The organism is Paenibacillus xanthanilyticus (assembly GCF_042682185.1).
GTDB lineage: Bacteria > Bacillota > Bacilli > Paenibacillales > Paenibacillaceae > Paenibacillus_Z > Paenibacillus_Z xanthanilyticus.
Window position 1 is genome coordinate 2,679,191 of sequence record NZ_JBHUHA010000001.1, and the last position, 14,275, is coordinate 2,693,465.

The 14,275-nt window shown below is 58.6% G+C and carries 12 protein-coding genes; 2 read left to right on the forward strand and 10 right to left on the reverse strand.

The annotated features are described in order from the left end of the window. Window positions 1-70: 70 nt before the first annotated feature. The 9 genes from ACFSKT_RS11325 to ACFSKT_RS11365 all read right to left on the reverse strand — a co-directional run bounded on the left by ACFSKT_RS11325 (window position 71) and on the right by ACFSKT_RS11365 (window position 8,816). Entirely contained in the window at window positions 71-931 is an 861-nt protein-coding gene (locus tag ACFSKT_RS11325) for a glycerophosphodiester phosphodiesterase (protein WP_377722841.1), read from the reverse strand. Between the two features lie 12 nt (window positions 932-943). After that, window positions 944-1,687 (reverse strand): glycerophosphodiester phosphodiesterase, encoded by a 744-nt coding sequence (locus ACFSKT_RS11330; RefSeq protein WP_377722842.1) that lies wholly within the window; start codon window positions 1,685-1,687, stop codon window positions 944-946. Between the two features lie 27 nt (window positions 1,688-1,714). Then, window positions 1,715-2,527 carry a carbohydrate ABC transporter permease gene (locus ACFSKT_RS11335; RefSeq protein ID WP_452473195.1) on the reverse strand — a complete coding sequence of 271 codons (813 nt, stop codon included), beginning with the start codon at window positions 2,525-2,527 and terminating at the stop codon, window positions 1,715-1,717. Window positions 2,528-2,650: 123 nt separating this feature from the next. Next, window positions 2,651-3,523, reverse strand: a complete 873-nt coding sequence (locus ACFSKT_RS11340) for a carbohydrate ABC transporter permease (protein WP_377722843.1) — start codon at window positions 3,521-3,523, stop codon at window positions 2,651-2,653. 1 nt (window position 3,524) lies between these two features. Then, the gene (locus ACFSKT_RS11345) at window positions 3,525-4,595 is read right to left on the reverse strand and encodes an ABC transporter ATP-binding protein (protein WP_377722844.1); all 1,071 of its coding nucleotides are present in this window, start codon (window positions 4,593-4,595) and stop codon (window positions 3,525-3,527) included. Next, window positions 4,555-5,469: an HAD family hydrolase gene (locus ACFSKT_RS11350; protein WP_377722845.1), complete on the reverse strand. Its 915-nt coding sequence runs from the start codon at window positions 5,467-5,469 to the stop codon at window positions 4,555-4,557. The genes ACFSKT_RS11345 and ACFSKT_RS11350 overlap by 41 nt, the downstream gene beginning before the upstream one ends. A gap of 105 nt (window positions 5,470-5,574) precedes the next feature. Further along, window positions 5,575-6,930, reverse strand: coding sequence for an ABC transporter substrate-binding protein (locus tag ACFSKT_RS11355; protein ID WP_377722846.1), 1,356 nt, complete (start codon window positions 6,928-6,930; stop codon window positions 5,575-5,577). A 405-nt stretch (window positions 6,931-7,335) separates the two neighbouring features. Beyond that, a complete protein-coding gene (locus tag ACFSKT_RS11360) occupies window positions 7,336-8,013 on the reverse strand; it encodes a glycerol-3-phosphate responsive antiterminator (protein ID WP_377722847.1) in 678 nt (225 codons plus the stop codon). Beyond that, window positions 7,974-8,816, reverse strand: a complete 843-nt coding sequence (locus ACFSKT_RS11365) for a metallophosphoesterase family protein (protein WP_377722848.1) — start codon at window positions 8,814-8,816, stop codon at window positions 7,974-7,976. The genes ACFSKT_RS11360 and ACFSKT_RS11365 overlap by 40 nt, the downstream gene beginning before the upstream one ends. A gap of 261 nt (window positions 8,817-9,077) precedes the next feature. Here ACFSKT_RS11365 and ACFSKT_RS11370 point away from each other — a divergent pair, with 261 nt between their 5' ends. Beyond that, window positions 9,078-9,869 carry a DUF2935 domain-containing protein gene (locus ACFSKT_RS11370; protein ID WP_377722849.1) on the forward strand — a complete coding sequence of 264 codons (792 nt, stop codon included), beginning with the start codon at window positions 9,078-9,080 and terminating at the stop codon, window positions 9,867-9,869. Between the two features lie 365 nt (window positions 9,870-10,234). Continuing rightward, complete coding sequence (locus ACFSKT_RS11375) at window positions 10,235-11,806, forward strand: IS1182 family transposase (RefSeq protein ID WP_377776315.1); 1,572 nt, start codon at window positions 10,235-10,237, stop codon at window positions 11,804-11,806. A 301-nt stretch (window positions 11,807-12,107) separates the two neighbouring features. Here ACFSKT_RS11375 and ACFSKT_RS11380 read toward each other — a convergent pair whose 3' ends face one another. Further along, a complete protein-coding gene (locus ACFSKT_RS11380; RefSeq protein ID WP_377717376.1) occupies window positions 12,108-13,706 on the reverse strand; it encodes a xylulokinase in 1,599 nt (532 codons plus the stop codon). Window positions 13,707-14,275: the final 569 nt, after the last annotated feature.

A 14,275-nucleotide genomic window follows, 5' to 3' on the forward strand; every position in this document is an offset into this window, starting at 1 on the left:
ACCACGCCAAAACAAAAAAGGCGCCAGCCCCCTCCAGGCCCAACGCCGATCTTGCCAGATATTCGCTCTACTACTTCCCCTCATACCCCCACACCGGGTAATCCGTAATAATCCCGTCCACGCCCAGCCGCGCGATGCGCTCCATCTCCCGCTCGTCGCGGAGCGTCCACGCCATCACTTTACGGTCTAGCGCATGAATGTCCCGGATGAGCTTGCGGTCGAGCACCTCGAAATAGCAGTTGATATAATCCGCGTACGTCGCCAGGTCGGCCAGCGTGCTTGGCGAGAGCGGATGTTCATCTGGATGGATGAGCACCGCCCGCGGGATATCCGGCAGCCGCTTCGCCAGCAGCCGAACCGACTCCCGGTCGAACGACTGGATCATGATCGGCGACGCTTGCCCCGCTTGGAGCGCCCGTGCCGCAACGTCATAATCCTCGATCAGCTCCGCCAGCTTCTCCTCGATTCCCGGATAGAGCGCCGTCTTCTTCAGCTCGATCAAGATGCCGATCCGGCCCGCATAGCGGTCCAGCACCTCGCGCAGCAGCGGGATTCGTTCGCCCGCGTAGGCCGGATCGAATTTGCCCCCGGCATCGAGCGCGCTTAGCTCCGCCCACGTACGCTCCTTCACCATCCCGGCGCCGTCCGTCGTCCGCTCCAGCGTCTCGTCGTGCAGGACGACGAGCTCGCCGTCCTTGCTCAGGTGCACATCGAGCTCGAGATAGTCCGCCTTCATCTCCACGGCCAGCTCGAAGGCGGCCATCGTATTCTCCGGCGCGTACCCGGATGCGCCCCGATGCGCGATGACGGTCATCCCGTCGGACAGGCGCGGCGACAGCATGAACGAGGTTAAGACGAGCACGGCCGTCGCGGCCGCAAGCCCCGCCGCCCCCGCGCGCAGCAGCGACATCCGCTTCGCTCGGCGCGTCATGACCCGCCTCCGTTAGCGGACGCTCGCCGCTTGGGCGCCGATCGCCGCCAGCAGCCGGTCCGGATAGTTCGTCGTGATGCGCAGCTCCGGGTAGCGGCCGACCAGTTGGTTTAATTGATCCGGATCGTCCACGGTCCATACGCCGGTATCGATGCCGGCTTCGGTCATCTGCGCGAGCAGCTCCGGCGTCAAGAATCCATAGTGGATGGACAGGCTCGTCGCGCCGGTGAACGCGAGCTGCTCCAGCAGCAGCGTCGGCTTGCCGAGCATAATCAGCCCGGTCGTGATCTCGGGAGCAAGCTCATGGGCCAGCTTCATCGAATCGTGGTCGAAGGAAGAGAGCACGACTTGCTCCTGCATCCCATGCTGCCGGATGAGCGAGACGACTCTCTCCTCCAGCCCTCGGTTCAGCTCGCCCATCGTCTTCAGCTCGACAGCCAGGCGCACGCGTCCTTTGCACAGCTCCAGCACTTCTTCAAGCGTTGGAATCCGCTCCCCCGCGAATTCCGGCGCGTACCAGCTGCCGGCATCCAGCTGCGCAAGCTCCGCATACGAAGCTTCGCGCACGGGACCCGACCCGCTCGTCGTCCGGTTCAACGTATGATCGTGTATGACGACCGGCACGCCGTCCGCCGACAGGTGCACGTCCAGCTCGATGTAATCGATTTTCGGCTCCTTGAGCGCCAGCTCGAAAGCGGCCATTGTGTTCTCGGGCGCTGCGCCCGACCAGCCTCGATGCGCGACGATAACTGTCATGGTTCATCCAACCTTTCCGTTATGGAGTTATTTCACGCCGCTGTAGACGAAGGCGCGGATAATGTGACGCTGCGAGAAGAAGAACGCGACGAGAATCGGCGCCACCAGAATGAGATTGCCGGCCATGAGCACGTTCCACGTCGCGACGCCCTCGACCTCGCGAATCTTGGCGATGCCGAGCGGCAGCGTGCGGGCGGTCTCGTTCGTCGTCATGACGAGCGGCCAGAAGTAGTCGTTCCAATGCGCGATGAAGCTGAACAGCGCGAACGTGACGAGCACCGGCTTCACCAGCGGCACCATGAGCCGCACGATGATTTTCCACTCGCTCGCCTGGTCCAGCCGGGCCGCTTCGATCAGCTCCTCCGGCACCTGCATGAACCCTTGGCGCAAGAGGAAAATGCCGAAGGCGCTCGAGGCGAAAGGAAGGATGAGGCCGAGGTGCGTGTTAAGCAGCTTCAGGGCGCTGAGTTCCAGGTACACCGGCAGGAAGATGAGCTGCGCCGGAATCATGAGCGTGATCATGACGACGCCGAACAGCAGGTTCGAGCCGGCGAATTGGTAACGGGCGAACGCGTAAGCGGCCGGAATGATCGTCAGCGCCTGACAGACCAGAATGCCGATCGCCACGATGAAGCTGTTCATGAAATATTTCAGGAACGGGCCGGTCTTCCATGCCTCGGCGTAGTTCTGCCACACCGGCTCCTTCGGAATCCACGCCGGCGGGAAAATCATCGTCTCCGGCAGCGTCTTCAGCGACGTCGAGAGCATCCATCCGAACGGCATCGCGAACACGAGCACGAGCAGCAGCAAGCAGAGGACGTTGAGCACGCGCAGCGCCATGCGGCCGACTCGGGCCAGGCTAGCCGGGGTCTCTGCGCTTCGCTCCATGCTCCGAGTCAGCGCGGCGTCGCCGCTTTCGGCGAGAATGCCGGATTTGGTTGCTTTCACTTGATTCACCACTTTCTAACGGTAATGAACGCGGCTGGACAGCAGCCGGAAGTAGACGATGGTCAACAGCCCGACGATCGCCAGCAGAATGACGCCCGCCGCCGAGGCATAGCCAATCTTAAAGAAACGGAAGCCGTTCTCGTAAATGTAGTAGACGAGCGTGTTCGTCGAGTTGACCGGTCCGCCCTGCGTCATGATCGCGATCGTCTCGAACACCTGGAAGGAGCCGATCATGTTGATGATGACGAGGAAGAAGATCGTCGGCGACAGCATCGGCAGAATGATCCGGCGCAGCGTCGTCCACGGCTTAGATTGATCGAGCGCGGCCGCTTCGTAGATGTCGGCGGGGATGCTTTGCAAGCCCGCGATGAAGACGAGCGTGTTATAACCGATCCCTTTCCACACCGCCACGATGACGAGCGATACGAGCGATGTGCCCGGATGCGACAGCCACTGCAGCTTCTCGAAGCCGAACAGCCCGATCACCCAGTTGAGCAGCCCGTACTCCGGGTCCATCAGCCAGCTCCACAGGAGCGAGATGGAGACGAGCGAGATGATATGCGGACTGAAAATCGCGCCCTGCACGAACGCATGGAACACGCCTTTGCGGTTCAGCCACAGCGCCAGGAAGAGCGCAAGCCCGGTCGTAAGCGCCACGGTCATGAGCGTATAGAGCGTCGTGTTGGAGAGCACCTGACGGAAATCCTCGTCGGTCAGCAGATCCTTGAAGTTCTGCAGCCCGACGAACGTTTTGTCCGGACTGACGAAGTTCCAATCGTAGAAGCTCAGGTAAATCATGTAGAAAATCGGATAGATGAAGAACATGCCGAAAATAATGATCGACGGCGCAACCATGCCATACGGACGCAGCTTCTCCCAGACGGTCATCTTACACGCCTCCGGCCGCCGCGAGCTGCCGCTCGCGAATGCGCACGCCATACAGGCGCTTGCCCTCCGGCCCGAAGAAGTACAGCTGCTCGTACGGGACGACGACGCTGACGGTCTGCTCTTCGCGCAGCGGCTCAAGGAACGTCTTGACGAAGAATATGCCGCCGGACGCCTTGACCTGATAGATGTTCTCCGCGCCGAGGCTCTCTCGCGTCATGACCTCGCCCGTCAGCCGATAGCCCTCGTGCATGCCGCCCCAATCGAACACCGCCTGCTCAGGCCGGAACCCGATCTTCGCGACCGTGCTCTCGCTCTCGAGCGCAAGCCCTGCCGCGTCGCGCGTATCCAGCACGTTCATCGCCGGCGTGCCGATGAATTGCGCGGTGAACAGATTCGCCGGTTCGTGGTACAGCTTCATCGGCGTGTCGGCCTGCTGGATGACGCCCTTGTGCATGACGACGATCTCGTCGCCCATCGACATCGCTTCCACCTGATCGTGCGTCACATAGACGAACGTCGTGCCGAGGCGGCGGTGCAGCTGGATCAGCTCCGTCCGCATCTGGTTGCGCAGCTTCGCGTCGAGGTTGGAGAGCGGCTCGTCGAGAATGAACACCTTCGGCTTCTTCACCATCGCGCGGGCGAGCGCCACCCGCTGCCGCTGGCCGCCGGAGAGCTGCTGCGGCTTGCGGTCGAGCAGCTGGTCGAGGCCGACGATCTCGGCGATCTCGGCAATGAGCTTCTCCCGCTCCGCCTTCGCGACGCCCCGGTTCTTCAGCCCGAATTCGATGTTGCCGCGCACGGTCATCGTTGGGTAGAGCGCGTAATTCTGGAACACCATCGCCACGTCCCGGTGGCCGGGCGCCGTGTCGTTGACGCGCTTGCCGCCGATGCGAATCTCGCCGCCGGTCGCGGTCTCGAGGCCCGCGATCATGCGCAGCGTCGTCGATTTGCCGCAGCCGCTTGGGCCGACAAGCACGGTGAACGAGCCGTCTTTGATCGTCAGATTCAAATCGTCGATGACCGTCTCGTCTTTATATTTCTTGCAGATGTTGATCAGCTCGATTTTGGCCATGATCCGCCATCCTCCTTGTCGTTGCCTGTTGTACCTGGCGAAGCAGCTGTTCCAGCTCCTCCAGCTCGGTGAGACGAAGATCCCAACGCATGGACTCGGCGCTTGCGTACGGGGAGATCAGACAAGTGCGGCCGCCCAGCCGATGGACCGGCTCGAGATCGTTCCACGCGTTGTCGCCGACGGACAGAATTTCCTCGGGCTTATAGCCCTGCGCCAGCAGCTCCTTCATATATCGGGCAATGCCCTCGGGCTTCTCGGCCCCGCAGTATACCTCGTCGAACAGATGATGAATGTCCATGAAATGAAGGAACGCCAGCCCCGATTCGAGGTACGTATTCGTCATGACGACCTTCTTCTCGATCGCCGTCAGCGAGGCGAGCGCGTCGAACAGGCTGCGGCTGGTCGGGAAAATGTACGGCTCCCGCACCATCTCCTCGCGCACCCGCCGGAACGCTTCGAGCCGCTTCTGCTCCGGCAGCTTGTAGCGTCGGCCCATGATCGCCGCGATGCCCCACGGGTCGCCGAACGGGATCAGCTGCTCCGGCAGCGCCGTATCGCCGGCCGGCATGGCCGCCATCGCGGCGTCGATCGGCAGCGCCGCTCCGTCCCAATTCAACGCATGCACGAAGCGATCGGCTTCGCGCACAAGCACCAGATCCCGCGCTTCATCGTAGAAATAGCCGCATTGCACCGGATGCTCGCCGGCGAGAATCGCCATGCCCAACGAGACGGCCGCCTCGGTATGCGCATCGGCCTCGGTATCTTCCAATAGATAACGAATGTAGCGTTCCATGAACGTATGATCCTGGTACAGGGTGCCGTCCATATCGAAAATGATCACTTTGAGGTCGGACAACCAACGTTCCGGCTCCATCTGAGCACCCCCGTAAGATGTAGTGTGCAGCAGCGCGGCGGCCCCGAAGTCGAACAGCAACGACGGCGCCGCCCGCTTGCTTGCCTATTTCGAGCTTGCCTTGGCTTACTTGGACAGCAGCTTATTCGCTTTCTCGGCCGCTTCGTTCAAGGCGTCCTGCGGCGTTACCTTCGCGTCGAGGATCGCTTCTTCGATCGCCGTCTTCAGGATGCTGGCCACTTCCGGATAGGCCGTCTCCATCGGACGCGGTCTTGCGTATTCCAGCTGGTCTACGGCGACTTTGTATTGCGGGAATTGCTTGAAGTGCTCCTTCAGCTCATCCGTCTCGAGCGCAGACAGACGCGTTGGCAGGTAGCCGACATGCTTATGCTGGTAGATCGTGCTTTCCGCCGTCGTCATGAATTGGACGAACTCCCAAGCCGCTTCCTTCTGCGCGTCGTCCAGCTTCGAGGTGATGACCAGCTGACAGCCGCCCGTCGGCACGCCGTAGCTTTTGTTCGCCGGCATGAATGACGTCTCCATCTCGAAGTTGTTGCCTTTGGCGATCTCCAAGCTGCCGGATACGCCCGCCGTGGAGCCGAATTTGAACGCGGCCAGCTGGTTCGACCAATCCTTGTCCGCGGTCGCACCCGCTTCGTCGCCGACCGGAATTTTGATCAGCCCTTCGCTCGCGAGCTTCTTCCAGAATTCGACCGGCGCCACGCCCTCCGGCGAGTTGAACGCCGCCGACTTGCCGTCTTCGCTCAGCATCGTGCCGCCGCTTTGCGCCACGAGTCCCTCGTAGTACCAAATATCCGCCGGCATCGTCATGCCGACTTTGCCCTTCTCCTTCAGCGTGCGGGAATATTGCTCCAGTTCATCCCACGTCTTCGGACCGGCCGGGTCGAGCCCCGCTTCCTTGAGCATCGTCACGTTCTTGTACAGAATCGGCGTGCTGCGCATGAACGGAAGACCGTACAGCTTGCCGTCCACGTAGGCGTTGCCCATCAGCCCCGGGTTGAAATCGTCCAGCTTCAATTTGTCCTTGTCGCGCTCGGCGAGCTCGGTCAGCTCCTGGATCATGCCCGAGCGGGCGAATACACCGGTCGACGCGATTTCCAGGTCCGTGATGGCCGGCGCGTTGCCCGCCGCGAACGCCGCCTGTACCTTCGCGTGCAAATCTTCATAGCCGCCTTGATGCTCGGCGACGATCTCGATACGGTCCTGCGATTCGTTGAAGCGCTTGACGAGCTCCTTCTTTGCTTCCTCGATTTTGCCGCCGAACGCGTACCAATATTTGAGCGTGATTTTCTCGCCGCCCGCTTCCGTCTTCGCCGCATTGCCCGCCGCGCTTGCCGTCTCCGCGGCATTGCCCGCGCTGCCCGCATTCTCCGCGTTATTCGTGTTGCCGCCGCCTCCGCATGCCGCCAGCAGGACGGACATCGCTACCGGCAGTGTTACGCTTGCAATCTTCTTGTTCATCTTCTAAACCCTCCACATGGTCCAAATTGAGGTTTGGGGCGCAGCAAAAAGAAACCTGAATCAGAACTGCGGCGACAGCGCCTACAGCCCGATCAGGTTTCTCCGTGAACTCCAACCTTCATTGGTTATTTACTTGTCACCTTGAATACTACCGGACAACTATTAAACGAGCGTTACCGAATTGCGAAGAATATATGAACATGTGTCCCTCCCCCTTCCCCCTCCGCCGAGGGGAACCAAAGGACTCCGCCCTCTGGACTCCCCTTTTCGTGCTGGCACGTTTGTTCGCGGTCGGCGGGTGGCTTCGAGTTGGGCACGCTTTTGTCCTCGCGGACAAAGCTTCATTCGTATGGGGTGCTCTCTTGACAAGAAGCAAAGCAGATTGGTTTGCGTTCAGCAATCCCCCTACGCCATCTGTCTGACGTTGCGGCCGGCCCGCAGCTGATGGACCGCCGTCCACAGCTCCGGCTTGGACGCGGAGATCGCGGTCGCGCCATACCTTAAACATTGCTGCGCGTGCTCGGTTTCATATAACAGCCCGCCGGTAATGATCGGCAAGTCCGTGAAGCTCTTGACGAGCCCGATCATCTCCGGAATGCGCGCCGGCATCAGCTCGACGATGTCCGGCTCCGTCTGACTCAAGCTCTTGGCGATATTGTCCAATCCTTCCGAATCGACGAGGAAGAAGCGCTGAATCGTGATCAGCCCCATCTTCTTCGCGGTGCGCACGACGCTCGTCTTCGTCGTGATGATGCCGGCCGGTTTGATCGTCTTGGCCAAAAAGTCGAGACCGTGGTGGTCGGTGCTCAGTCCCCCGATTTTCTCCAGATGAAGGAAGACCGGCAGCCCGTGCTCATTGAACAGATCGACGTAGCCCTTCAGCACGCCGATGTGCCCGGTCAGCAGGAAGACGCCGCTCAGCATCTGCCGATGGCGGAGCGCCACCTCGATATGCTTCGGCTCCTTAATGGAAGCGATCATCCGGTTCGCGGCCAGCCGGTCGTAGAAGTCGGTCGGCATGGCAGGCTGCTTCATCCGCTGGCTCATTGCGCGTTCAGCGCGGGCGCGCACGCGATGAGGCATTCGCGCTCCTCCGCCTGCCCTCGCGCGTTCGGGTTGTGCCGGAAATGCGGCATATGGCCGTGCAGCGTCCGCGCATGGGCCGCCATGTCGGCATCATCGCAGTCGATCGCCGCGATGCGGATGTCCCGCTCGCCGAGCTCGACGACGCGGAAGCCGTGCTGATCGATGCAGGCCGACAGCTGCACGAACGTCCAATTCTCCTGCTGGACGATCGAGTCGACATGCGTATGGCCGTTGAAGTAAACGCCCGTTCCTTCCTTCTGTCTTAGGATGCGCCACATGTCGATGCTCGGGTGAATGGAGCCTTTGTCCGTCTCGGAGCGCGTCGTCGTTTGGTAGACCGGGTGGTGGCCGAAGACGAGCAGCGGCTTCGCGCCGGACGTCTGCACGATGCCCTCGAACCACTGCAGCTGCTCGTCGTCGAGCCAGCCGCCCCAATCCGCATGATCCATCTCTTTGGCGGTGTCCAGGAAGACGAGCATCGCTTCCTCCGTGTCGATCGCATGGTAGCGCCGGCCGCCCGTGATGGCCAGCACCTCGCCGCGGGTCTGCGCATATAGGTCGTGATTGCCCAGCACATGGATGAAATTGCGGTCCTTGCGGCGCAGAATCTCATACACTTCCGTCAGCTCCGAAGTCGTGCCGTAATTCGTCAAATCCCCCAGCGAGATATGGAAATCCGCATCAACCTCCAGGAACCGCCCCAGCACCGATTCATAAAAACCGGCCCGCGCTTCCCGCCAACCTTCGACCGACTCGTCGATGTCATGAAAATGCAAATCGCCCATCAACACCAATTTCATGCGTTCATCTCCCCTTTCGCTCACCGCGAATAAGATTGTCCACCGCCTATATTACCGGGAAAACGTCGTCGTTTCGTTAGATTGGTCCGAATATTTTGTAAAGCTGGGAACAAGCGGCACGACTACTGAGATTCAATTCCCTCATAGTCAAGCTCGCTCCTACCCGAACAACGTATATCCCCTGCGGCCTCTTCATAGTGTAGCTATGGAAACAACGGCGCGCCTCTCCATTCGAGAGGCGGCGAAAGGGGAGACAACCGATTGTCCAAGCAAGCATGGTTCGAGCATCGATTCTGGCTTCAAATTCTTGGCGATCATGCGCGGTTCATCCTTCAATCTCTGGCCCCGAACGAAAAGCCGGATATCGAGAGGGCCGAGGCGTTCAAAAAAAGTTTCGACGATCTCCTGGCCCAGTCGAGGCAAGGCGGCCTTCCGCTGGAAACCCTGAACGCCCAAGCGGACGAAGCCGTCACGGCTTTTCGCGCCTTCAAGCTGAATTTGCTGGACCGCCGGCTGCTGAACCGCATCCAGCTGGCGCTGACCCCCACCTTTCTCAACCACATGGTCAACGAGCTGGACGAATACGCGAAAATCCTGCAGGCGCTGCGAAGCGGCCAGGAGGTTCCGGTCTATCATCCGCTCCATTACGATCTCGTCTGGCTCCCGGATGCCGCAGGTCATGCGGGAGCGATCGCCAGCGACCTTGACGGCGTCGAGAAGCGGCTCATGAAGAAAAGCAAGGAATTCGAGAAGCATTTCGAGCAATTTTATTTGAAGGCCGTCGAACTGGCCGGCTATTTGCGGACGATGAGACAACACTATCCCGCCATCGCCAAATTTCACCGCGACGTGGATATGGAGATGAACGTCTTCAAGGGCTTTCTGCAAGAGATCGAGCAGCTCGACCTTAGCGCCGAGGTGCTCAGCCGCATCAACCCGCTCATGCCGGATCATATGTTTCGCGAAGAATGCTACTACTTGATGAAGCTCGCCCAAAGCGGAGCCGTCCCGCCGCCGTCCTGCGATCCTGCCAAGCCTCGAATCGAGGTTTGACCAATTTAAGGGCTTCGCCCTTTGAGAACCCATTCTTTTCACCCTCGCCCCTTCCCCCTCCATTGGAGGGGAACCAGAGGGTTTGCACCCTCTGGACTCCGCAATGAAGCGTGACTCGGTTCGCGGCCGTCTTCGATGTGTCCTTTCGGCGGGAGCCCGGGGGTGTCCCAAAAGTCATCAAAAGATGACCTTGGGATACCCCCGTTTTTTAAAAACAATGTCTGGGTTACCGCACCCACTGCGCGGTCACATGTTCTTCCGATCGCTGTTGTTCCCGGATTCCCTGAATGTAATGGGCGAAGGTAGGAATCCGCTCACAAAGGCGAACGCTGACGCTTCTCCAGAATCATGCGACCTGCTCCGTTTTGGCTAACCATTCATTAAAATTTCAAAACAAAAGAAGCCTGTCCTTGCCAATGGACTTGCAAGAAGATATCCCTCAAAACCATCTCGTTCGCATCGTCAATGATGCGGTCGACCGCTTAAATATGAACCTCTTCACTAAAGCCTATCCCGGCGGCGGTCGGGACAGCTACCACCCCAAAATGCTGACGAAGATCATCATCTACGCTTACACGCAGCAGATTTACTCCTCACGCCAAATTGCCAAAGCCGTTCGGGAGAACATCATGTTCATGTGGCTGGCTGCGCGGCAGCGCCCAGACTTCCGTACCATTAATCGCTTTCGTTCCGAGCGCATGAAAGACGTATTGGAATCCATTTTCACCGCCGTTCTTCAGTTTCTCATCGAAGCGAAGTACGTCAAACTCGAGCATTACTTCGTAGACGGGACCAAGATTGAAGCCAATGCGAACCGCTACACCTTCGTCTGGGGTAAGGCGGTCATTAAACACAAAATGAAACTGCAGGAGAAAGTACAGACCTTGTTCGCGACCATCGAAGAAGCGGAGAAGCAGGAAGATCAAGTCCTCCGCGGTCTGGATCTAAGTGAGCTTGGTGAAGCAGCAGACATGACGAGCGAAAAGCTGGAACATGCGGTGCAGCAGCTCGAACAACGACTCGAAGCGAAACCAAAGGACAAGCCGCTCAAGAAAACAGTTCGCATCCTTCGTAAAGACCTGCTGCCGCGACTCCAAAAGTACGAATCCCAGCAAACCATCTTGGGGAGCCGCAACAGTTTCAGCAAAACAGATCCAGACGCCACCTTCATGCGCATGAAAGAAGACCATATGCGAAATGGTCAGCTCAAACCCGGCTACAATGTACAGATCGGAACCGAGAACCAATTCATCCTAGGGTACAGCGTTCACCAGCGTCCAACGGACACCAGATGCCTGAAGCCGCATCTGGAGAAAGTGAAACACGCATTAGGTGTACTACCTGGCACGATCATCGCGGACGCCGGCTATGGCGGAGAAGAGAACTACGCGTACCTGGAGCAAGAAAACGTGGAAGCCATTGTGAAGTACGCAACGTACCATCGCGAGAACACCAAGGCTTGGCAGCAAGACGTGAGCAAACTAGATAACTGGACGTACACCGCTGAAGAGGACAGCTGGGTATGTGTGGCGGGACAAACGCTTACCTTCCGCAGAGAAAGCAAAGAACGTACGGAAAGCGGTTATGAACTTCGCCACCGTCATTACCGTAGTGCCAGCTGCGAAGGATGTCCGCTAAAAGTAAACTGCACAAAGGCAGCTGGTGACCGCGAGATTAAAGTGAGCTTGGATTATCTTCGCTACAAGCAACAGGCACGTGAGCGCTTGAAGAGCGAAGAAGGCTACGCACTCTCGGTTCGACGAATGCATGAACCCGAGAGCGTATTTGGACAGATGAAGAACAACCGGGGATTCCGAAGATTCCTGCTTCGGGGCTTGCCAAAAGTGAGCCTGGAGGTCGGGTGGCTTTCGCTCGCCCATAATTTGCTGAAGAAAGCCGCAATGGACCGAAAATGGCAAATGGCGTCACAGGCATAAGACCCTGTAACGCCATTTTTTGTGCAATTGGAGGCCATTCGCGAGTTAGGAGTCACTTACTTCAACCCTTTTGAGACGGCCTCTTCTGTTCTAGCTTCGTTCGAGACGGTTGGGCTTGGGGTGTAAACCTGTCGCTTCGAGCACGTGGCGGGACATCGTGCTGGCCTTCGCTTTCGTCCGCTCCGGCGGACACGCTTACGTTTTATTTCCTAAACAACTTAAAGCCCGAAGGAGCGTAACGATACGCTTCTCCGGGCTTTTAGCCATACTGTATGTTATCATTGCAACGCCGATGAACGTTCTACGCCAAATGCGTAACGGCCGCTCTCTCGATCGCGAGTCCTTGCTTGTAACGATCCATGAACACTTCGAAGCCTTCCACGTCCTTCGCGTCCGGCGCGATCTTCTCGCCCGTCTGACCCGCGAATACGCGCTCGTTCAGATATTGCTCCAGCGTCTCGCCCTCGCCTTTGTTGACCATGTACGAAGCCAGCAGGGCGATGCCCCAAGCGCCGCCTTCGCCGGCCGTCTCCATGACGGAGACCGGCACGTTCAGCGCGGCCGCCATGATGCGCTGGCCGACGCCCTTCGTCTTGAACAAGCCGCCGTGGCCGAGAATTTCATCCAGCTTGACCGCCTCTTGCTTGAGCAGAATATCCATGCCGATCTTGAGCGCGCCGAGCGCCGTGGACAAGTGCACGCGCATGAAGTTCGCCAGGTTGAAGCTGCTGCCCGAAGAACGCACGAACAGCGGACGGCCTTCTTCGAAATGCGTCATATGCTCGCCGGAGAGATAGCCGTACGCGAGCAGTCCGCCGCAATCCGGATCGCCTTGGAGCGCGAGGTTGTACAGCGTGCCGTACAGCTCGTTCTTGTCCAGGTTCATGCCCATCGCCTTGCCGAATTCCTCGAACAGCCCGACCCATGCGTTCAGGTCGGAGGAGCAGTTGTTGGAATGCGCCATTGCAACCAGGTTGCCGGTCGGCGTCGTCACGAGATCGATCTCGTCATACGCCTTGGACAGCTCCTTCTCCAGGACGACCATCGCGAATACCGACGTGCCTGCGGATACGTTGCCGGTCCGCTGCGCGATGCTGTTCGTCGCGACCATGCCCGTGCCCGCGTCGCCTTCCGGCGGACTGAGCGGAATGCCGGCTTGCAGCTCGCCCGACGGATCGAGCAGCTTCGCGCCTTCCGCCGTCAGCGCGCCCGCGCGCTCGCCCGCAGACAGCACCTGCGGCAGAATATCCTGCAGCTGCCAAGGCAGATTGCGGGAGGCGATCAGCTCGTTGAACTGATTGATCATCGCCGTGTTGAACGTCTTGGTATGAATATCGATCGGGAACATGCCGGATGCTTCGCCGACGCCGAGCACCTTCTCGCCCGTCAGCATCCAATGAATGTAGCCGGCCAGCGTCGTCTGGAAGCTGATGTTCGCGACGTGTTCTTCACCGTTCAGAATCGCCTGATACAGATGCGCGATGCTCCAGCGCTGCGGAATGTGGAAGTTAAACAGCTCGGTAAGCTCCGACGATGCCTGCTCTTGCAAATTGTTGCGCCACGTGCGGAACGGCACGAGCAGCTCGCCCGCTTGGTCGAACGCCATGTAGCCGTGCATCATGCCGCTGAAGCCAATCGCCCCGATCGTCTGGAGCGTGACGCCGTACTGCTGCTTCACCTCGGCGGCCATTTTGCGATAGCTGTCTTGAATGCCCTTCCAAATGTCCTCGACGCTATAAGTCCAGAAATTGTTGACGAGGCTATTCTCCCAGTCATGGCTGCCGGACGCGATCGACGTATGGTCCTCGCCGATGAGCACCGCTTTAATGCGCGTGGAGCCAAGCTCGATGCCAAGTACGGTTTTCCCGCTCAGAATGGCGTTTTTTACATCAAGACTCATGCCTAATCCCCCATCATCGTTCATGATTTCCAATCCAATTAACTGATTAATATATTAGCAAATATACAACTCATATTACCATAGAATCAGATTCTAGAAAATTGTATTTTTTTTCGATTTTGCGAGGATCATGGGCTATTCGACCTCTTACGCCGCTCTCGGCTGCCGCTCCTTCCTCGCCTGCCACAGCAGCGCAGGAACAAGAACGCGAACATCGCACATACTTATGCCACATGCGGTCTCCTACCATTCTACCTCGTTTGGAAGATGCTTGCTATTTCCGCGGCGCACTTCCTTACAATCGAATAAATGACGCTCGGGCTTGTTTCAACCTCAAGTGCCCGCGGTTAAAGATAACCATATTCGATCTTCGATGAAGGACTGATTCCGCCTATGCGAACAAACCAGAAGATACGCATTTTGGAGACGGTAGAAGACTCATTCTTGCAGCACCTGTTAACGCGCACCCTGCACAAAAAAACGCAGCCCGCGTTCCTGGCCATCATCCTCGAAGAGCTATATTATCGAGACATGACGCCCATGCACAGAACAAGCCTTGACTAAACTAG

Coding starts and splice junctions, on each gene's coding strand:
- ACFSKT_RS11325 (WP_377722841.1), bottom strand. CDS start 931: ATGACGCGCCGAGCGAAGCGGATGTCGCTGCTGCGCGCGGGGGCGGCG.
- ACFSKT_RS11330 (WP_377722842.1), bottom strand. CDS start 1,687: ATGACAGTTATCGTCGCGCATCGAGGCTGGTCGGGCGCAGCGCCCGAG.
- ACFSKT_RS11335 (WP_452473195.1), bottom strand. CDS start 2,527: ATGGCGCTGCGCGTGCTCAACGTCCTCTGCTTGCTGCTGCTCGTGCTC.
- ACFSKT_RS11340 (WP_377722843.1), bottom strand. CDS start 3,523: ATGACCGTCTGGGAGAAGCTGCGTCCGTATGGCATGGTTGCGCCGTCG.
- ACFSKT_RS11345 (WP_377722844.1), bottom strand. CDS start 4,595: ATGGCCAAAATCGAGCTGATCAACATCTGCAAGAAATATAAAGACGAG.
- ACFSKT_RS11350 (WP_377722845.1), bottom strand. CDS start 5,469: ATGGAGCCGGAACGTTGGTTGTCCGACCTCAAAGTGATCATTTTCGAT.
- ACFSKT_RS11355 (WP_377722846.1), bottom strand. CDS start 6,930: ATGAACAAGAAGATTGCAAGCGTAACACTGCCGGTAGCGATGTCCGTC.
- ACFSKT_RS11360 (WP_377722847.1), bottom strand. CDS start 8,013: ATGCCTCATCGCGTGCGCGCCCGCGCTGAACGCGCAATGAGCCAGCGG.
- ACFSKT_RS11365 (WP_377722848.1), bottom strand. CDS start 8,816: ATGAAATTGGTGTTGATGGGCGATTTGCATTTTCATGACATCGACGAG.
- ACFSKT_RS11380 (WP_377717376.1), bottom strand. CDS start 13,706: ATGAGTCTTGATGTAAAAAACGCCATTCTGAGCGGGAAAACCGTACTT.